This is a genomic window from Psychrobacter sp. UBA3483 (genome assembly GCF_002377905.1).
Taxonomy (GTDB): Bacteria; Pseudomonadota; Gammaproteobacteria; order Pseudomonadales; family Moraxellaceae; genus Psychrobacter.
This window is the reverse complement of record NZ_DFQS01000069.1, coordinates 19,060-40,640: the sequence shown is the minus strand read 5'-3', so window position 1 is coordinate 40,640 and position 21,581 is coordinate 19,060. Positions and strand designations below refer to the sequence as shown.

The 21,581-nt window shown below is 44.2% G+C and carries 12 protein-coding genes; 11 read left to right on the top strand and 1 reads right to left on the bottom strand.

Going from position 1 to position 21,581, the window contains the following annotated elements:
• Positions 1-172 precede the first annotated feature (172 nt).
• Positions 173-3,754, top strand: a complete 3,582-nt coding sequence (locus tag B2866_RS12450) for an autotransporter assembly complex protein TamA (protein ID WP_296194800.1) — start codon at positions 173-175, stop codon at positions 3,752-3,754.
• Between the two features lie 120 nt (positions 3,755-3,874).
• Positions 3,875-8,890, top strand: coding sequence for a translocation/assembly module TamB domain-containing protein (locus B2866_RS12445; protein WP_296194797.1), 5,016 nt, complete (start codon positions 3,875-3,877; stop codon positions 8,888-8,890).
• A 117-nt stretch (positions 8,891-9,007) separates the two neighbouring features.
• On the opposite strand, the gene hemP is transcribed toward B2866_RS12445, so the two are convergent.
• A complete protein-coding gene (hemP, locus tag B2866_RS12440) occupies positions 9,008-9,166 on the bottom strand; it encodes a hemin uptake protein HemP (protein WP_227672156.1) in 159 nt (52 codons plus the stop codon).
• Between the two features lie 206 nt (positions 9,167-9,372).
• Between hemP and B2866_RS12435 the strand changes: the two genes are divergently transcribed.
• The 9 genes from B2866_RS12435 (at position 9,373) to B2866_RS12395 (ending at position 21,181) form a co-directional block, all read left to right on the top strand.
• The gene (locus tag B2866_RS12435; protein WP_296194795.1) at positions 9,373-10,512 is read left to right on the top strand and encodes an NUDIX domain-containing protein; all 1,140 of its coding nucleotides are present in this window, start codon (positions 9,373-9,375) and stop codon (positions 10,510-10,512) included.
• Between the two features lie 568 nt (positions 10,513-11,080).
• Positions 11,081-12,349, top strand: a complete 1,269-nt coding sequence (locus B2866_RS12430; RefSeq protein WP_296194793.1) for a lipocalin family protein — start codon at positions 11,081-11,083, stop codon at positions 12,347-12,349.
• Positions 12,350-12,728: 379 nt separating this feature from the next.
• Positions 12,729-14,174, top strand: a complete 1,446-nt coding sequence (locus B2866_RS12425) for a glyceraldehyde-3-phosphate dehydrogenase (protein ID WP_296194791.1) — start codon at positions 12,729-12,731, stop codon at positions 14,172-14,174.
• 324 nt (positions 14,175-14,498) lie between these two features.
• A complete protein-coding gene (cgtA, locus tag B2866_RS12420; protein ID WP_296194789.1) occupies positions 14,499-15,701 on the top strand; it encodes an Obg family GTPase CgtA in 1,203 nt (400 codons plus the stop codon).
• A gap of 142 nt (positions 15,702-15,843) precedes the next feature.
• Positions 15,844-17,016: a glutamate 5-kinase gene (gene proB, locus B2866_RS12415; RefSeq protein WP_296194787.1), complete on the top strand. Its 1,173-nt coding sequence runs from the start codon at positions 15,844-15,846 to the stop codon at positions 17,014-17,016.
• A 222-nt stretch (positions 17,017-17,238) separates the two neighbouring features.
• Positions 17,239-18,375 (top strand): uroporphyrinogen decarboxylase, encoded by a 1,137-nt coding sequence (gene hemE / locus B2866_RS12410; RefSeq protein WP_296194785.1) that lies wholly within the window; start codon positions 17,239-17,241, stop codon positions 18,373-18,375.
• 165 nt (positions 18,376-18,540) lie between these two features.
• Positions 18,541-19,608, top strand: coding sequence for an N-acetyl-gamma-glutamyl-phosphate reductase (gene argC / locus B2866_RS12405; protein ID WP_296194783.1), 1,068 nt, complete (start codon positions 18,541-18,543; stop codon positions 19,606-19,608).
• Between the two features lie 103 nt (positions 19,609-19,711).
• The gene (locus B2866_RS12400; RefSeq protein WP_296194781.1) at positions 19,712-20,611 is read left to right on the top strand and encodes a hypothetical protein; all 900 of its coding nucleotides are present in this window, start codon (positions 19,712-19,714) and stop codon (positions 20,609-20,611) included.
• A 162-nt stretch (positions 20,612-20,773) separates the two neighbouring features.
• Positions 20,774-21,181, top strand: a complete 408-nt coding sequence (locus tag B2866_RS12395) for an ATP-dependent Clp protease adaptor ClpS (protein ID WP_296194778.1) — start codon at positions 20,774-20,776, stop codon at positions 21,179-21,181.
• The last annotated feature ends 400 nt before the right edge of the window (positions 21,182-21,581 follow it).

The following is a 21,581-nucleotide window of genomic DNA, read 5'->3' as shown; positions in this document are numbered from 1 at the left end:
TAAAAATACATGGGCACGGTGCTATGATTTGAGAATTAACTAAGTTATGATTTGTAAATTTTAGCCGTCCAAACCTTTAATTTCAGCGAACTGCTCTACGTTTATTCACCGGTAAGACGGGGCGATTGGCATCGACCGTTAATTGTGCCGCGTGAGGTGATAGGAAATAAATATGAAACATCAGCCTTCAACTCTAGCGCGCCACTCATCGGGGATAGTGCCTACTGCTGCGTCAAATGCGCCGCTGTGTTCGGCTAAATTTGCCCATCTTACTCATATAAATCCTATGGATAACCCTTGTCTTTATTTTACGCGTACGACTCTGTCTCGGGCATTGGCCACCAGTTTGGTTGGTTTTGGGGTCAGTTTTGGTATCGCGCCTGTCACATTTGCCGCCACCGATTTAAATACTAATGCGGTCAATAATGCAAGCAGCAGCCAACTTATCAAAAATAGCGGAAATGATGCGACCACTGCACAGTCGCAACGACAATCGCAGCCACCAACGCCAAAACCGCCTTCTAACTCTTCGGCTCAGTCCTCGTCTAAACGCCCACTTTCTAAAGATGCCTATGAAGACAGCCAGCTTGATATTGCTTTGGACGCCTTACGTCTAAAAAAAGCCGTTGAAGAAGGTATTATCGATCAATCAGTATTGGATGATTATAGTGAGCAGAACTTAGGTATTAAAAATCCTAACAAAAACGCCACCACGCAAGCAAATACCACGGATAAGTCCCAGTTATCAAATAATGATATCGATAGTATTAATGACTTTGCTAGTGCTATCGGTAATGGCATAGATAGTCTAGACAACAACCAAGCATTTGACCGCAATGAAAACTTAGAACAACAAGTTAATAGCGTGCAGCAGCAAGGTTATCAGATGATGACACCTGCCGAGATTGATCGCGAGCTGGCGGCGATGGATAAGCAAAACGCTCAAGATATCGGCAATATTAATCAAAGTAATGCTGTTAATAATATCGATGGCATGCGTTATGACGACAATGACTTTCAAGCTTTGGATGCAGCATTTGATGCGCCTGTTGCAAGGTTAGACGATAGCACGCCGCCAATTGGGCTGGATGTGAGTTTGGATACCACCAATCTACCCGCACCGAGTAATCTTGAAACCTTGGGTAGAAATGAGGCGGCTGCTAAGCAGGCGGAGATAGATGATGTGATGTCGCGTCCTATTGACGTCAGCGATTCGGTTGGTAGTGGCACTGGCGATAGTACGGCCAGCGTAGACATGAATAGTGGTGGAGAAGATGCTCAGTCAGCTAACGCCCAGTCGGACAGCATCAATCCTGATGATTATTTGCCTAACTATGAAAACGATGTAAATGCGGTAAAAGAAAGTATCGAGCAAGCGGCGAAACCCAAACCGATAGCACGTAATAAAAAAGGCAATATTGTTAAGCGTCTTTATAATCGCTTTTTTAATGGTGGCGTCGTCACCCTACCGCATGTTGAGACGACCATTTATTTGCAACAAGCCGCAGCAGATAATTTAAACGATAATAGCAAAAACAATGCTCAAAACGGCCCAAGAAACACGAGGCCAACATTAACCAAAGCCGATGATGATATTCAGCCCTTTAAAAATATTAAAGCTGCCATTGATGATACCACTGTGCAGTCTGTGGTTGATTTCACTGCTGCGCTGCCGCGTCTACGCCAAAGCGCCTTAGATGCCGCCAAAGCCGTCGGCTACTATGATGTAACCTTACGTTTGCGTCAGCCAAACACAGATACCATCGATGTCATCATTGAAAAGTTAGGCGAGCCGGTACGCGTTGATAGTCGTATCGTCGATATTCGCGGCGAAGGTAGCGAGCAAGAAGAATTTGCCAAGCTGGAAAAAGACCTGCCGCCACAAGAGGGCGATATCTTTAACCATCGAGTTTATAAAGACAGCAAAGCGGCGCTTGAGTCCCTCAGTGATACCTATGGTTACTTTGATCAATATTGGCTCAATAAGTCGGTCGATATTATCTTGCCCGATAATACCGCCGATGTGTCGCTGGTTTATAATACTGGCGATCGTTACAAGTTTGATGAAGTGGTGTTTTTTACTTATGATCAAGAGTCAGGGACGCTAACCCGCGATCCTGAAAAGCTGCCGGTTGAATTGTCGTTATTAAAGCAGTTGGTTGGCTTTGAAGAAGGCGAGCCATTTTATCGTCCGGCCGTGACCAAGTTTAGTAACGATTTATCGGCGACCCGTTATTTTAATACTGTTAACGTCGAGACGATTTTGCCGCCAGACGAGCGTACAGAAAGCAGTACTTTAGCCTTTGATAACACGCCTAATAGCCGTAGTGCTGATACTACCGATGACGACTTCGATAGCAATAATGCGGAGCAAAATGAGGCAGTCATTAACGAAAATGACGCTGAGCGCTACGCCACGAGCGGTGAGACGGTCAATCCAGCGGACATCGCTGCTATCGAGTTTGAAGCCGATGAAGAAACCTTGGGTAAACTGCAAGCCATTAAACAAAAAGCCGAACGTTTAAGCCGTCTGCCAGATGATCGGGTATTGGATGAAAAAGACCAAAAAGCGAACAGCATTTTGGGTAAAATTAGTGATTCTATTAGTAATGTCGCGCAAAAAATATTCCCTGATGAAAAAAGCATCCTTGCTGATGAAAACTTTGTCCCGCCGACGCTTGCTGGGCGTAAAACCCCGCAGGATGTGTTAGAAAACAAAAAAGTGCCACTGTACGTCTTTGTCTCGGCGAACAAACCACGTGATGCTCAAGTCGGTCTCGGTTATGGTACCGACACCGGGGTACGCGCCACTGCCAAGATAGATTATAATCTGCTCAATCGTAAAGGCTATCAAGCAGGTGCGGAAACCGAAGTATCGCGAATCACCAAAAATGTTGCCGTTTATGGCAGTCGACCATGGAAGCATCCGCTAAATGATAAGTTGGATGCTCGTTTGACCTATGAAGAAGAGGTCATCGATCAAGGCGAGGGTAATTTTGACTTATCTACCAGAACCTTAAAAGCAGCATTGGCACGTAATATCCGCCGTGAAAACGGTTGGGATCGTAGCTATTCTGTGCGCTACCGCTTGGATGAACTAGAAACTGGCGTCGATGAGGAAGAGTTAGACAATCTTCCGATACGCTTTACTTCCTCAAAACCCAAGCAACAAGCATTATTGTTTGGTTATGGCATGAGCAAGACTGACGTTGATAGCACCACCAATCCTACGCGCGGTATTCGTCAGTATTACTCTCTTGAAGCAGGTTCAGAAAGCGTGATCAGCGATACGGACATGGCGATAGCTCGCGCCGGCGTGAGCGGTATTTATAGCTTTGGTGCTGACGATAAGCACCAAGTGCTGGGCAGTTTAAATACTGGTTATATCTGGGCGGATGATTTTTACGAAGTGCCTTATAAACTGCGCTTCTTTGCGGGCGGCGATCAAAGTATTCGCGGTTATGATTACGAGAGCTTATCACCGATTGATAAAGGCTATCTCACTGGCGGGCAAATCCTCGCAGTCGGTAGCGCGGAATATAACTACGAATTTAAACCAGGTTTCCGCGGGGCGGTGTTTACCGATGTCGGTAATGCTTATGACAAAGATTTTGAAACCGACACCAAAGTTGGCGTCGGCGTCGGTATCCGCTGGGCGTCGCCGGTCGGTGTGGTACGTGTCGATGTTGCCGCTGGCGTGACGGAAGATAGTATCCCTGTTAGACTGCATCTGTTTATCGGGTCGCCTTTATAAATGGCTGCTATAAGTACATCTAACACCAGTGCTTATAACCTGCTCTAATAGAAACTAAAAACAGCCTTATTTTTCATTCTAGCGCTTGCTGGTAATCCTTCTTTAACATAGCTGAGTGTCATGTTGACCAAAAATACCCCGCCAAATAAGCCATCGGATGAAGATCCAGCACAGCGCGATGCCCGCGCTGTCAGACGTTGGTTTCCCCTGTCTTTTTTGCTCAAATTAACGGTCCTTATTCTTATTGTGCTGGCGATTATGTTCGCCATATTTTTATATGCGGTCGGTACTGAGTCAGGCACAAAGTTTATCTTAGAAAAAATCAGTGCCGAGACGGGGGTTAAGTTTAAATATGGTCGTGGTAATTTGCGCGATGGTATTTGGGTCAGTGATATCGATATCAACGCCACCGAAGACCTTGAGATATTGGTCGACAAAGCCTACATAAAAATAGGCTGGCGCGCGGTATTTGCTAAAGAAGTACATCTGCGCGATGCCGATATTCAAACCATTGAAATTATCAATAATAAACCACCTACGGGCGAACCGTTTGATTATAAAACCCTTAGTTTGCCGGTCAATCTGCGTTTTGATCAAGCAAAAATAAAAACCATCATGTATAAGCAAATCACCAAAGACCCTATCGTTGTGCATAATATTGAAGCACGAGATTTGACGTGGGTTGGTAGCGTGGTGAACGTCGGGCGCGGCAAATTACAGTATGCTGATATTGTAAAAGTCAGTGCTTTAAAAGGTCAGGCGGATTTACAAGGCGACTATCCTTTAGATTTGAGCGCTATTGTTGAGGTGAGCGCATTAGAAAAAGCCTATATCGACCCTTTAAATATCACAGCAACCGGTACGCTAAAACGTACCGTTGGTAAAGTCCGTAGCCGCTATAACGATAGCGATGTCAGTGGTGATTTTGTGGTGCAAGGCTTGGATGAAGGTTCGCCGTTTCAAGCGAAGCTTAAATGGGATGATATTTTAATTCCTTATGCTGATAGCCAAAATATCCACCTAAAAAGCGGTATGGCGACCGCGTCGGGTGTCATCTCGGAGATACGTTTGCGTATCAATACCGAGCTGACTGCCAAAGATATCCCTTCAGGTCACTATCAAGGTCGCGGTATTATCGCCAACAGTCAGCTGCGCGTTGATCGCTTGGATGCGCAAGTACCAGCAGGCAACTTAACGCTGCAAGGCATATTAGATTGGAAAGAGAGTTTTGATGCGGTAGTCCGCGCCACGGGCAGTAATTTTGATATTCGTCAGGCGATTCCAGATGAGTATGCTGACTTTAAACCTTATGCGCCGCAAAAGCTCAATGGTCGTTTATCGGTACATTATCAGCATAAAAATAAAAATGGCAATCTAGAGATGGATGCAGATTTGCGTCAGCGCGATGGTGAGCATCTCAATGCCAATATTGTTCGCGGTAAAACGCCAGCTCGTGGTCGAAGCACTAACTCTAAACAAGTCACACCTTGGTATGTCGACGCCAAATGGCAAAATCTGGTACGTCGAAATGTCCCAAATATCGGTAATATTAATAGCCCAAGCGGACAAGCAGACGTCATTATTCGCGGCTCAAACTTATCAGTCGACGCAAATGCGGTCATCAACGAGCTAAATGCCGCGCCCAAAGGCAACTACGATGTGCGTGTGCGTAAAGCCGGTGACGTGATTAATATCAACCGTCTTAATTACAAAGGCATAGTAGGCGACCTATCTGGCACAGGACAGATTCAACTGGCCAATAAAAAACGCCCGCTAACGTGGCAGATTGACGCGCGTACCACGGGTTTGTTACCCAAGCAATATCGTAGTGATTTACCACTTGAGCGTCTAAGTGGGCGTATCAATGCGCGTGGACGTATGCTCAATATCAGTAAAAACCGCGTCAAAGGTCAGCGTCATATCATCAGTTTTAATAATACGGATTTAAAAGCAAACCTCGATGCCAGCCAAGATAGTCGTGCTATTGGTATCACGGGCAGCGGTGATGCCAGCGTCGATATTATCGGCGGCGAGCTATCTGTTTTTGACGCCCGTTTTGATGGTCATGTTGATACCGCTGATGTGCCAAAAGGTCGCTTATCGATTGATGCTGCTGGTACGCCAAAATTGATTCGTATTCGTAAACTCAACTATAACGGTGAAGCCGGCGCAGTAAAAGCAAACGGTGTCATTGACTTACGTCAAAACATTGGCTGGACGGTCGATGGCCGCTTTGACAAATTTAACCTTGGCTATTTTTTACCCAATAATGCTGCCATTATCACTGGTGATTTAAAAACCAGCGGTGTGTGGCAAACGCCGCCAAAGAACCAAGCTAATGCTAACGCAAAGGGTAAGCTAAAAAACTTCGCGGTAAATTTTGATGGTGTATTGGACGCTGAGCAACTGCCAGCCGGTAAACTTAGCATTGACGCCAGTGGTGACGCGCAGCTGATTCGTATCAAGCGTTTCCGCCATGTTGGCGCCGCAGGTAGTATCGATGCTAATGGTACGGTCGATGTGCGTAAAGGTATCGCTTGGGACATCAAGGCGGTGATGAATCGCTTTAACTTGGGTTATTTCTTTAAAAATATCCCAAGTACCATCACTGGCACTATTGATACCGATGGGCGCTGGGGTGACAATCAGCAAATCGTTAATATCAAACAAGTTAACCTAAGTGGCGTGCTAAAAGGCCAGCCGCTCAGTGCCAAAGGTAGTTTGGCGGCGAAGCTGCGCTTACCGAAAGACTTGAGCAGTTATTTTAAACGCTTACAAGCACAAGATGCACAGGGGCAGTATCAGCAAGTTAATGCGCTAATCGATAGCTTAAATGCCAATAATTTGGTGCTACGTTGGGGCGACAATTATCTTACTGCTAATGGCAATGCTAAGCAGCTACAAGCTAAGATTAATATCACCAGTCTTGACCAGCTATCAGATAAGCTTGCTGGTAAAGTGACGGGCGGCGCAACCTTGTCGCAGCCGGTAGGACAGGCTCTACCCACGATTTATATCGACTTGGTTGGTGAGCGTCTAGCGCTACCGGGCTTTATTTTGCGTCAAGGGCGTATCCGCGGTAAGCTGGTCAATTTGGCCAATAGCCCAAGTCAACTTATTGTTAGCGCCGAAGGGTTGGACGTTGCAGGTCAGAGCTTTAAAAAAGTCAATGCGACTTTTAATGGCACTGAGCAGGCACATGTAGTCAATCTTGAGGTGGCAAATGATGAGCTTGCTATCGCCGCTCGGCTTAAGGGTGGTTTTAATCGCGATAAGCTCAGTTGGTCAGGCGTGATTGGTAAAGGGCGTATCAAATCAAAATATGCGACGTTAAACCAACTACAACCTGCGCAATTAATTGTCAATTTACCCAAAAAACAGGGTAATAATTCTACTGACTTAAAAGTGCAGCTTGCCGCCCACTGTTGGCAGGCGACCGACCAAACGGGCAAGCTGTGTTTACGTGAGAATCTCATTGCTTCACCAGCGGCAGGTCAAGTCAATTTAGCGGTACAAAATCTGGATACCTCGCTATTCTCGGTCTTTTTACCCAAAGATATCGATTGGCAAGCGAAGATTAATGGTAAAGCCATCGTCGGTTGGCAACGTGGTCGTCCGCCGACAATTAATACCACGCTGTATTCTGACAACGGCAAAATCGGCTTGATTCAAGATGGCGATAGTCAGCCGGTTACCTTACCTTATAAGCGTGTATCTGTTATTGCTTTATCAGTCCCTGAAGGCATCAAACTGCGCACGGATATCAATACTGGTCGCGGTGCGCGTGGCTATGCTGAGGTTATCGTTGACCCTTATAAAACGCCGAAACCCATCTCGGGTGCGCTGGTGCTCAATGAGCTGAATCTGGCAGTGTTTAAGCCTTTCTTCCCCGGTATGCGGGTGCTCGAAGGTAATATCACCATGGCAGGTGGCTTGGGCGGTACGCTCGATAAACCGCAGTTTTATGGTGATGTGAAATTGGCAGATGGCCGTATTGCGATGCTTGATTTGCCTATCAACCTAAGAAAAGTTAATGTCGATGGCAAAATTCGCGGTACGCAGGCAACTATCGATGGCACCTTTAATAGTGGTACCGGTACGGGTAAACTGACCGGTACAGTGAATTGGCAACAAAAACTGCAAGCCAAGCTCAGTATTATCGGCGAGCGTTTGGTTTTAACCCAGCCGCCATTATTGTTGGCTGAGATTAACCCTGATATCGACATTATAGTGCGTCCGGGTGACCGTTATGTCAATATCACTGGCGCGGTCAGTGTGCCATCAGCAACCATTCGTCCACCAGAAGCCAGTGAAGACATCATTATTCAAACCGAAGATGCGGTTGTGCTTGATCGCCGTTTGATTGGTAATATTGATGAAGTTTTAGCCATCTCAAAACCTTGGTCAATCAATGCCGACATTGGTATCGACTTGGGCGACGATATCAATTTCCGCGGTTTTGGTGCAGTAATTCCGTTAGCAGGGGCGATTAATGTCACCCAAAATGGCACAGGCGTTATGCGCGCCAAAGGCGTCGTGCAGGTTTCTCGTCGTACCAATGTCAATGTTTTTGGTCAGAGCTTAGAGCTGAATTACGGTCAGGTGCGTTTTAATGGCGATGTGATGAAACCAAATCTGAGCATTGAAGCGGTGAAAACCATTAGCGGTAAAACCGTTGGTGTGCGCGTTAAAGGCAATACAGAGAATCCAAACATTATCGTCTTTAATAATGCCGGTCTTACCCAGCAGCAAGCGATGAATGCCTTGATAACTGGCCGTATTAATAATAAGAGTGCGACGCAAATTAGTGAGCAAGGCTTTAAATCGCAAGTGACGAATAACCTTGCAGCGGCAGGACTAAGCTTTGGACTGAGTGGCACACGCAATCTGACCAATCAAATAGGTCAAGCGTTTGGCTTCCAAAGCCTAACCGTTGATGCTTCAGGCAGTAGCGAAGACACCAACGTCAACGTCACCGGTTATGTGACGCCTGACTTATATATTCGCTACGGCGTGGGGGTGTTTAATGCGCAAAATAGCCTATCTATCCGTTATCAGTTGACGCGCCGGATTTATGTCGAAGCAACTTCAGCGGCGGAGAATGCGGTCGATGTGGTTTATAGTTGGCAGTTCTAATTAGCTAGGCTTCTAATAGCCTAGCTATCAGCTTTTAGGTCGCTTGTTAGTGGTTCATTTAATGCAATAAAAAACGCCTTTATTAAAAGGCGTTTTTTATTGCGGCGCGCGGTTTATTTATTTGGTCAAAATTAAGCGGTTATTGCGCGTTAAGCGTAAGCGGTATTCTTCGCCTTCGTGCTCGATACGTACCTCTTTAGTCAGCGCAAATAGGTGCTGTGATTGCAGAGTAGGTAGACGGTTTTCGCGGCAGTTTAAATAACGAGAGATGACCATGCTCATAGTAAATTCCTTTTGATAAAATAATTAAAGATAAGGCTGTAGGGTAAAGTAAGTTATTAACGATAATAATTATCATTTACATTGAGAGCTTTTGCAAGCTATTTGATAAAATAAATCACAGTGATTATGTAAACTTATATAAAGCAGCATTTACAAAGTTTATAAATCGAAACATTGGTATAGGTATAAAGGACAGTAGAATGAGCAGTCATTCAGAGACTTCAAGCAAAAATTCGTTCGCTAAAAATGAAGTACGTAGCCATCAACCGCTAAAAATCGTTAATGTTGCGGTGGCAGTCATTTATTATCAGCATCAGTATTTGCTCGGTTTTAGACATGCATCGCAGCATCAAGGTAATCGTTATGAGTTTGTAGGCGGCAAGATAGATGCGAATGAAACCACTCAGCAAGCGCTGATACGCGAAGTCGCTGAAGAGACGGGTATTGATATCGCGAATAATACTGCGGTAAAACTTGGGCGGCTGCATCATGACTATGGCGACAAGCAGGTTTGCTTACAGGTTTACAAGGTAGCACTAAGTGCGCAGCAGTATGAGCAGCATAAAGATTGCCAGCAGGGATTAGAAGGGCAGGCGCTAGCTTGGGTGGATAAATCGAAGTTATTGGCAGGAGAGTATCATCTGCCAGCCGCCAATAAGACCATTCTTGCATGGTTGCGCTTACCACAGCAGATAGCAATTACTTATTCATTGGCACACTTTAACGACGCGGCTGATTCAGCAGCAGCTTGGATGCACTATCATGCCATGCATTTAGCACACGATGCTTGGGTTTATGTCCGACCAAAAGCCATGGATACAGATAATAATATAGCGCAGTTATTACGCTTGCGTGCAGATATTCAGGCAATTGTACCTGCCGAATTTGAAAGCAGCCAAGCGTATCAACAAGTCATAAACCACCAAATCGTTGTAAAGCAGTTAACCCAGACGCAGCTTATGCAGGGGTCAAGTGATATCAATAACGATATTGACCAAAGCAAAAATGCAATTCACGACGATTTTTCTGCAAACGACTTATTAAACTATCCACTAATCATAAGCTGCCACGACGCCGAAAGTATTGCTGCCGCTAATAAGTTGGCACATAAACGTTTAGAGCAGCAATTACCGCCCGTTATTGGTATTTTTCTATCACCAGTTTTAGCAACCCAAACCCATCCTGATGCCGAGCCGCTTGGCTGGCAAGCATGGTCAGAATTAGCAGAATTAGCAAATATGCCAGTGATTGGACTCGGTGGTCTATCGCCAGAAATGAGCGTAAAAGCAGAGCAGTATGGCGGCATTGCTGTTGCTGGCATCCGTCAATTTTTACGGTAATTTTTAACATGGTTTTTAGACTATTTGAGAGTATGTTTTAGGCTAATAATCAATCAAAACATAAAAGGAGATTGCAAAGCTAAAAGCAAATATAAGGCTATACAAGAGTGGGGTTTAATGGGGGGCAAACCCCTGATTTTAAATCTGTTTTTACACAACGTAACTATGTATGGCTTGTATGCCGTAAATATAGAATTACTTACAAACCGTTGCGTTTTCCTACATTGCTACACTGTTTTGCTTCGTCCTTTGCCATTAATATAAACCTGCAAATTACCAAAGGGCGCGAAAATCATTTTATTTTGTTAAGGGCGATTCATCTAGCAACTATTTATTCAAACACTTGCTATTCAATAAATTGCTATTCAACCACTTATTATCCACCGTGATTTTATTCATCGCAGCGCCACTTAAAGGTATAGGGCATATAGGTTAAACAGTATCTAATTTCCAGTCATCCCTCTTCTTTATTGAAAGTGATTATTGAGACTTATTCATACTGAGTTAATCGCTATAAAATTTTATAAATAAAAATTTTTAACTATCACTATTAATAAATGGTACTCCTATGAAAACCAATAAGTTACCTAAGTCAGCATGGCCTGATTCGCAGGCAGCTGGTTCTCAATCGCAGCAGACTAAATTAAGTCAGCATTACCTTGATAAAAACTATTTAAAAAAAGGTTATCGCAATACAGATAATAATTCACAATCGAGTGATGCCAGCAATGACGCCAGCTATCATAATGATAGCGCAAACGATGTGTCAGTAGACGATGTTGCCCTAAAGGCATCAGCAACAGATAATGAATTTGGCTATAAAAAGATTGGACAAAACGCGCTTATAGCCGCCACGCCTGCATTGATTCAGAAAAGCAATCACCGTCAATATAACGATAATACAAGTGCAAAAAGCACTCAAGATTTGCAAAGCAATAGTTTTCAAGATAGGGGCGGATACGAAAAAGCGCCTGCTTATAAAAAAGTGCAAAAAACTACCGATATCAATATTGACGCTGCTGTAGACAGCTCAGCGAAAAGCTTAATTGAAAGTAATAACTTCAATAAGTCTATTACTGCTGAAACTGTTGATACAGACAACGTCAATGAAGATATGGGTTTACCAACAATACCAGAGCGTATATTTATGAATGGACTTATCAAGCATACAGGTATTGCCTTAGCCATTATTATCCCATTGGCTGCGTTCTCAGCCTATGCAGCGACGCCGCCCGTCAATACCGCGGCTAAAGCTACTGTGACCGCTAATGTAACGACGGATAAAACCAGCACAGAAACCTTATCTATTAAGCCAAATGCGATTATCCATAAATCTGCTAGCGTACCAACCACAGTTGATAGCGTTGATCTTAAAAAATACGCTGGTACTTGGTACGAGATAGGTCGTTTACCGATGTATTTTCAGCGCAACTGTGCCAGTGATGTGACGGCGACGTATGTTGAAAAAACTGACGGTTCAGGCATTAAGGTGATTAATCAATGCAAAGCGCAAGATGGTTCGGCTATTAGTGCAGAAGGTTTAGCAAAACCCGCTGATGCGACCGGTAGTAAATTGAAAGTTACTTTTTTACCGTCGTGGATTCGCTGGGTGCCTGTTGGCCGCGCTGATTATTGGGTACTGGCGCGTGATGCAGATTACAAAACGGCATTGGTTGGTACACCGGATAAAGATTATTTATGGTTGCTGGCCCGCTCCCCAAATGTCAGCCAAGAAACGTATGCAAAATATCGCCAAATTGCGCAAAAGCAGGGCTACGACTTAAAAGAGTTTAAACTTACCCCGCAGACCAATCAGACGGTAAAGTTGGTTCCTTAAGCTTTTTATCATCATATATGGCATAACCATATAAGTATTTTATAATTATCCTATTTTTGTTTGATTTATCGTTAATTGAAAAGAGAGCAGCAGTGCAAGCTGCCTTTATTTTTAGGCAGCAACTTATAAAGCGCTAAAAAACGCGATAAGTGCGACTTATTCGGTTATCACTAGCAAAATAAGGCGTTTTAGGCTAAAATCTACCTTATCTAAAGACAGTGAAGATAAAGACTGTGACGATAGTTACTGATAGTTACTATTGCCAATCACTACCGCCAAAGTCGAGAATGACCGTTTTAAAATCATTATTTAAACTAATGATAACCTATCTATTTATATTTCTTCCTATTTTACTGCTACCTAATTACTGACCAAAAGGATGTTTCTCGTGAGCAACGCTGATACCTTACGCCAATTACATCAAGACCACTTGAACAATTACAATCAACAAGAGCAACAAGCCATCGAGCTTATGGGGCTACTAAATAAGCTTTATAATGAGCAAGATGTACAAGTGACTTTGTTTGGTGATACGCTAGACACAACTTCTGTGGGTCGAATATTGGCATTGCATCAAAAAGTCGCGCTACGTGATAAAGGTGCTAAATCTATCGATGTGGCGGATACCCTAGCGATGGTTAAGGCGCTTGCAGACCATAAAAATATCCAAGCGGCGCGTATCGATGTTGGTCAACTGATTGCTAATGACAGTGATTTACAAGCGGCATTAAAGTCTACTAAAAATGACAACGCTGTTAGCAATGGCGCAACTGACGTAGTGCTATATGGTTTTGGTCGTATTGGCCGTATCTTAACGCGCCTATTGTTGTCACAAGCTTCAAGCGCTAAAGGCTTACAGCTAAAGGCAATCGTCGTACGTCCTGCGGCAGCGGGCGATTTGGCCAAGCGCGCCTCATTGCTAGAGCGTGATTCGATTCATGGTAGCTTTGCTGGTGGCGTGGTTGTCGATGATGAAAACAATGGTTTGATTATTAATGGCCGTTTTGTACAAGTGATTTATGCCAAAGACCCAAGCGAGATTGACTATACCGCTTATGGTATCAACGATGCATTGGTCATTGATAATACAGGTATTTGGAAAGATGAAGCTGGTCTTGGCAAGCATTTGCAATCGACTGGTGTGAAAAAAGTACTCTTAACAGCACCAGCTGGTGGTGAGATTAAAAACGTCGTTTATGGTGTAAACAACGATACGGTCGGCGATGACACTATCGTCAGTGCAGCGAGCTGTACGACCAACGCGATTACCCCAACGCTCAAAGTGTTAAATGATGAGTACGGTATCGAGAATGGTCACGTTGAAACCATTCATTCGTTCACCAACGATCAAAACTTAATTGATAATTATCATAAAGCTGATCGCCGTGGTCGTAGTGCAGTATTGAATATGGTTATTACCAGTACTGGCGCGGCAAAAGCGGTCGGTAAAGCGCTACCAGAGCTTAGCGGTAAATTAACGGGTAATGCCATCCGTGTACCGACGCCAAACGTCAGCTTAGCGATTTTGAATTTAAACCTTAAAACGGCGCCAGCCAGTGCTGATGCGTTAAACGAGTTCATGCGTAAAGTGTCTAATAGCAGTCAGTGGCAAACTCAGATTGCTTATACAGACTCTACAGAAGCGGTATCGACTGACTTTGTTGGTGATACGCATGTGGGTATTGTCGATGCGCAGGCGACTATTTTGACAGACAATCATGCTATTGTTTATATTTGGTATGATAACGAAGTCGGCTATAGCACGCAGGTGTTACGTTTGGCCACGCAAATGGCTGGCATCAGCTACGCGCAAATTCCAGCGTAGAAATTTGCACAGTTGCTATCTTAGCAGTTTGTATTTAGATAAAATACTAAGGCAAGATAGCGCGACGAAAGTAATTTTTATCCTAGATAAATCGGTGTAAATTATTCATGGCAGTACTCAAACACCCGATAGTCCGAATGGTTATCGGGTGTTGTTGTCATGATAAATGCGAAGAGTGGTATGAGATGCTAGCGAGTACCATTTTTAAAGAAGATTTTATATTTTTAAGTTGTCCATAACTACCCAAACATATAGCTACTACCTAAAGTACAGTCGCTGACTGTAGCCAGTTGATCAACTGGATGGTAAATAAAGGAACGTAAGATGCGATTTATTGATGAAGCCGTCGTAACGGTAAAAGCAGGTGACGGTGGTAACGGAATCGCCAGTTTTCGCCGAGAAAAGTATGTCCCACGCGGTGGCCCTGACGGTGGCGATGGCGGTAAGGGCGGAGATGTCTATGTCATTGCAGATGACAATACCAACACCTTAGTTGACTACCGTTATACCCGTCGTTATGACGCCATGCGCGGTGAAAACGGTCATAGTAAGAACTGTTCAGGTAAAGGGTCTGACGATATCTATTTGTCAGTTCCAATTGGTACGACCGTAGTCGATACTGAAACTGACGAAGTATTAGGCGATTTGATTGAAATTGGTCAAACGCTACTGATTGCCAAAGGCGGCGACGGCGGTCTGGGTAATACCCATTTTAAAAGCTCAACCAACCAAGCACCGCGCAAAGCCACTTCAGGTTTTGAAGGCGAGTTAAAAGTGCTTAAGTTTGAGCTAAAAGTAGTTGCTGACGTTGGCCTGATTGGTTTACCTAACGCGGGTAAATCAACCTTTATCCGTCAGGTATCTGCTGCAAAACCTAAGGTTGCTGATTATCCCTTTACTACCTTAGTGCCAAACTTAGGGGTGGTTGATATTGGTCGTCACCGCTCATTTGTGATGGCGGACATTCCTGGTTTAATCGAAGGCGCCTCAGAAGGGGCTGGGCTTGGTATTCGTTTTTTAAAGCATGTCGCTCGTACGCGCCGTCTGTTACACTTGGTTGATGTAAAACCGATCGATGGCAGCGACCCAGTAGAGAATGCCCGCGTGATTTTAAATGAGCTTGAGCGTTTTTCGCCTGAATTGGCCAATTTGCCACAGATTTTGGTGCTAAATAAAATTGATCAGGTTGCCGAAGAAGACTTAAATGAGCTTTGTACTCATATCGTCGCTGAGCTTGGTTGGACAGGTATGGTATTTCGTACCGCAACCTTGACCGGTGAAGGCGTTGATGCGATTAAGTATCATTTGATGAATGAGATCGAGCGCGAGCGCGAGCGTGAAATCGAAGATCCTATTTTTGCAGAAGCCCAAAAAGAGCGTTTTGAGCGCTTAGAAGCAGAAGTTCGTTTGAATACCGAAGCGCAGCGTGAAGCCTATCGTGCGGCTCGTAAAGCAGCGCGTGAAGGTACCAATTTAGACGACGATGACGATTTCGACGATGGCGTCGAAGTGGTATACGTTCCTTAATATATCTGCGCTTAAATGTATCTGACTTTAAATATATTTAGGGTTAAATTGGCAAAAATTAATGTTTCGTTTTTTAAATAGGTGTGCGTACAGTTTTTAATATAATCCACATAATTCATTTACCCTAGTAACAGGAGTTTATATGGCAGTTGACATAGAGAACACGACAGAAGAAGCAAGGTTTGTTAAGCAAGCTCGCAACTTTGATATTCGGCGCGTTATTGTCAAGATTGGCTCATCGCTATTAACCAATAATGGACGAGGGCTTGATCGAACTGCCATTTACGAATGGGCAAAGCAGATTGCCAAACTGCATAAGCAAGGCGTGGAAGTATTACTTGTGTCATCAGGTGCTGTCGCTGAAGGCGTGGTACGGATGAATCTGGACGAGCGCCCAAGAAAACTGGCGGCGCTACAAGCTTGTGCGTCCATCGGGCAGATGGGCTTGATTGAAACCTGGTGGTCAGCACTAATTCAGCATGGTATTCAAAGCTCGCAACTATTATTAACTCATGATGATTTGTCTAATCGTAGTCGCTATTTAAATACCACGGGAGCATTGACGCAGTTATTAGAATGGCGCGTACTGCCCGTGATTAATGAAAACGATACCATTACCATTGATGAGATTAAATTCGGCGATAATGACACCTTAGGCGCGATGGCAGCGGCGATGGTCAATGCCGATTTATACATTATCTTAACCGATCAAGAAGGCGTCTTTACTGATAATCCGCGTAATAACCCGAATGCCAAAATGATTCGCCAAGAGCGTGCGATGGCCGATTATTTATTCGATATCGCCGGTGACGGCGGCAAACTTGGTCGCGGTGGTATGCTGACGAAAATCCGTGCTGGACGCTTGGCTGCCATGGGCGGTTGTCCAACAGTTATCGTGAGCGGCGCTATCGACGATGTCATTACGCGCGTGGTTTCTGGCGAAGCCGTTGGTACGTTATTAACCACTAATGACGAAGATAAAATCATAGCTCGTAAACAGTGGCTAGCGGCGCATTTGCGCATGTCAGGTACGCTTATTGTGGATGCTGGAGCTGCAAAAGCGGTTGTCGAACATCACAAGAGCTTATTACCAGTTGGCGTCGTCGAAGTCCGCGGTGATTTTGATGAAGGGGATGTGGTTGAAATTGTCAATCAAGACACGGGCGAGCGTATCGCTGTTGGTCAAGTAAACTTCTCATCGCGTGACGCCTGCCGTGTGGCTCGCGAGCGTACAGAGCAGTTTGATAGAATTCTTGGTAACAAAGAAGAGCGCGTAGTCATGGTACATCGCGACAATTTAGCGTTAACCGTGTAGTTGTACCCATTTAATCGGTAGGTGTTGTCAAAGCTTAATAGTTAATGGCATTTAACGTAGCAGGCCGTTATCGCATGACGATAGAGTTTTTATCGTTAAATGTCTTTTTTGAGGCATGATAAGTCTATGCCTTATAAGCGTTTATTAACCTTTTCTTTCACTTATTTTAGCTAGCCCTGTTATTTATTTTATTGAATACAGGGCTATTTTGGAGAGTTGTACATGAGTGCTTCAGACAGTAACAATGCGCTTGAGCAGAACTTTGCGCCTTTAAAAAACGATAGATTGCTACGAGCACTCCGCTTTGAGCCCATAGATACCACGCCCGTATGGATGATGCGTCAAGCCGGCCGTTATTTACCAGAATATAAAGCCACCCGCGCCGAAGCTGGTGATTTTATGAGTCTATGTAAAGATACGGCGCGTGCGACCGAAGTGACCTTGCAGCCGCTGCGTCGTTATGACTTGGACGCCGCGATTTTATTCAGTGATATTTTGACCATTCCTGATGCCATGGGGCTAGGACTATATTTTGAAACAGGCGAGGGTCCGAAGTTTAAGCATCCGATTCGTACGCAAGCGGATTTAGACCGATTACCCGTGCTTAATATGAATGACTCGCTTGATTATGTCATGCGCGCGGTGACAAGTATTCGTAAAGCACTAAACGGACAAGTACCGTTATTCGGCTTCTCTGGCAGTCCTTGGACGCTAGCGACTTACATGATTGAAGGCGGCAGCTCAAAAGATTACCGCTATACCAAAGGTTTTTTATATAGCAATCCTGAATTTTTACATCAATTGTTAGATAAATTGGCAACGTCAGTGATTGATTATTTGGATGCGCAAGTGGTTGCTGGCGCACAAATATTGCAGATATTTGACAGCTGGGGCGGGGCGCTTGGTCATCGTCAGTTTGTGAATTTCTCGCATGCCTATAATAAGCGTATTGTCACTGAGCTAAAGATACGTCATCCAGAAATCCCAGTCGTGCTATTTACTAAAGGCGGTGGGTTGTGGCTTGATGTGCAAGCGGATAGTGAGGCCGATGCGCTAGGTTTAGACTGGACGATGCCTATTGATCGCGCCCGTCAAGTATTGACAGAAAGTCAGCGCCAATTGACCAAGCAACATAAAAAACTACAAAGTAGCAAAGCCATTCAGGGTAATTTAGACCCCGCAACCTTGTACGGCTCGCCTGCGACCATCCGTGCTGAAGTCAACGCCATGCTCGATAGCGCTTACGCCAGTGGCGAAAAAACCGGCTATGTGGCAAACTTAGGTCATGGTATTACCCAGTGGGTCAACCCTGATAATGCCAAAGTCTTTATCGATGCGGTACATGACTATAAAATCTAAAGCCGTTAATTATTAAAAATAATCGCTTAGCATTGTTTGTATGAACATTGCTAATTTAGACAGCACTAGTAATAGCGCTTATATTTAGCAGCTATAAGGTTTAACTTTGATGTAGGCCTTATAGCTATCTAAGCATTTACGCATTAAAAGAAAAAGGAATATCTTATGATTTCAGCAGCGATTGTCGGCGGCACAGGCTATACAGGTATTGAGCTGATTCGCTTATTATCTGCTCATCCTGAAGTGTCTATTGATTTGCTAACCTCGCGTAGCGAAGCTGGCACCCGCGCTGATGAGGTATTCCCAAGTTTACGCGGTATCTCAGATATCGTTTTTAGTGATTTGGGCGATGAGACACTTGCTACCTTACAAAAATGCGACGTGGTGTTTTTTGCCACCCCACATGGCGTGGCGATGAAGCAAGCTGAGGCATTAACGGCAGCGGGCGTCAAGGTTATTGATTTGGCGGCGGATTTTCGCTTGCAGTCATTAGCAGATTTTGAGCACTGGTATCAGCAAGCACATGCTTGTCCTGACTTACTTAAGTCGGCCGTTTATGGCTTACCTGAAGTTAACCGCGAAAAATTGGCCGATGCGTTGGTCGTTGGCAACCCTGGTTGCTATCCAACCACCGCTATTTTGGGCTTAAAGCCTATTATCGATGCGCAAAACCAGCAAGCCCAAAGGCTGGTTGAGTCACGTATCGTTATCGATGCAAAATCTGGTGTCTCCGGTGCGGGTCGGCAAGCGAAGCTTGCGCTTAACTATGCGGAAACCACCGATAATTTCAAAGCTTATAGCGTTGAAGGTCATCGGCATTTACCAGAGATTGAGCAGGGCGTTGCTCAATTGTTAGAGAGCCAGTTTGACCATCGTATCCGTTTTTTACCGCATCTGGTACCAATGATACGCGGCATGCTTAGCTCTATTCATTTAGAGCTTACCGAAGCAGGTGCTGCTATCGATTGGCAGCAAGTGTTTGAGACAAGCTATGCGGCAGAGCCGTTTATCGATGTGATGCCAAAGGGGCTTTATCCTGATACGCGCAGCGTGCGAGCCAGTAATCGTTTGCGTATTGGTATTCACCAAGACAATGCGCGTGCTGAGCTGACGGTGATTGTCGTTCAGGACAATTTGGTGAAAGGTGCCGCTGGGCAAGCAGTACAAAATATGAATGTGATGTTTGGTTTCGATGAATCGATGGGCTTAGACTTTGCCCCTATCGTTCCTTAACAGATGTCTAGCCATTAACAAATCCCTCATATTTATGGTGCTAGGTATTGATTATAAATTCCGCTATAATAACCTGCCTTTACTGTTAAGAGATATCGTCTAAATGCGTTTGAAGAGTGCACCACGCCTTTGCCAACAGCCTGCACGAGTATCGTGCCAAGACTCTGTTTCCTATGATGTGGGGCACGATTCGCATCTCTCTTATTCTCATTACCATCAGAGTCATGCGCTGATAAATAGCCCTATTATTAGCAACTCGCTTATTAAGAATAAGCAACGAGGCGCTTCTACCTTAGTATTAGCATTATTTGTGGTGGCGGTATTGGTAACAGCTGGGGTCGGACTCGCATTTGGCCATAAACTTGGCTATCAGCGCGGCTATTATTCGATGCAAGCAGAAACTCAGCAAGCGGTGATTACCAGTAAAGAAGCCACGCAAGAGCTAAAGGATTTACGCCTTAGCAGCAAAATTGCGACCAATGAAGCAGCTACTGCTAAGCAAGAGTTAGAAATAAGTTTGGCAAATTTAGAAGAGCTACGTGAAAATCAACAGGAATTGATGGTTGAAAATAAACAACTAGCCCAGCTTAATGAGATATATGCCGAGCTTGTTAGTGAACAAGGTGGTATGCCTTTACAAATACTCGGGGCAAAAATAAAACCATTACCTGAAAACGCTTTTGAGTACGGCTTTGATGTGGCTATGCTTGCCAGCGACGGCAAAGCTAAGCGCTTAAAACCTACTTTGACCTTGCTGAATGACAATGACTTTGTAGAAGTGCCGCTTGAGCCGGCAAGTTATACCATCGATGGCATAACACGTATTCGTGGCCGCTTTATGATGCCAACAGGCTTTAAACCTTTGCAGGTTAAACTAAGCTTAAATGCTGGTGGGCAGGAAGTAGAGCAATTATACGACTGGAAGCTTGGAGATAAGGTTGATAGCATGCCGCTATCATTATTGGACTTACCAGAAGTTGATGAAAGTCCCATTGAGCCTTAAGCTTTTGATATTCGATGGAGAGTTTATTTTTTATTGAACTTTAAATTTTTAATGTGTTAATACTTTCGTGTCTTATGCTTAGTGATATATAGACAGGTCTGCCAATCCTTTTTAATCCTCTTTTATGCTGTTACAGCATCGCTATTAATTTGTACTCTAATTATGATAAAACAAACGATATTACATTCAACGCCAACCGTTGCGGATTGGCATTTCCCAAATACGCCGCCGCGTCTGGCGCAAGATGGCGATACCGAAGGTGAAACTTCACCGCAAGCCGATGTATTGGTAGCAGAGCCGGAAGTGGCAAAACCGCCGATGTATGCAGTGGTCATGTATAACGATAACTACACGCCGATGGAGTTTGTCGTCTATGTGCTACAATCAGAGTTTCGTCATAGTATGGATACAGCGGTTGAAATTATGCTGACCATTCACAATAGCAGCAAAGGCATTGCGGGTATTTATCCAAAAGACATCGCTGAAACCAAAGCCAAAAAAGTCAATAGCTTGGCGCACCGTGAAGGTTATCCTTTATTGACTCAAATCGAGCCCCATCAGGGCGAATAATTTTTTAGCCTATTTTGTCTTAAGTTTTCTCTACTTTCGGTTGATTCTACTCACTTCTCTATTTTTTACCTTTTTATTTATTACAAGGACTCTGCTGTAGCGCAAACCTGCTGAGTGCTTTACTGGTTTGCGCTAGCCTGTTGATTGACTTGATTCCCTCATCGTTAAATTTATTTAAGTACTTTAATTTTCTCTTATAAATCTTTGTAGCCTTGCATTTACTACTTGATTTTTCTTTCATATCGCCCATATATTAAAGTATACCCTTGTACACTTAACCGTAGTAAACCCCACATTTTTTCATATCGTTTTAACACCTTTTATCTCTGTTATATTCAACCGTGAATTTTAAAAATAGCCGCTCGAAGCGCTTTATTGCCTATTTGTCACTTTAATACTG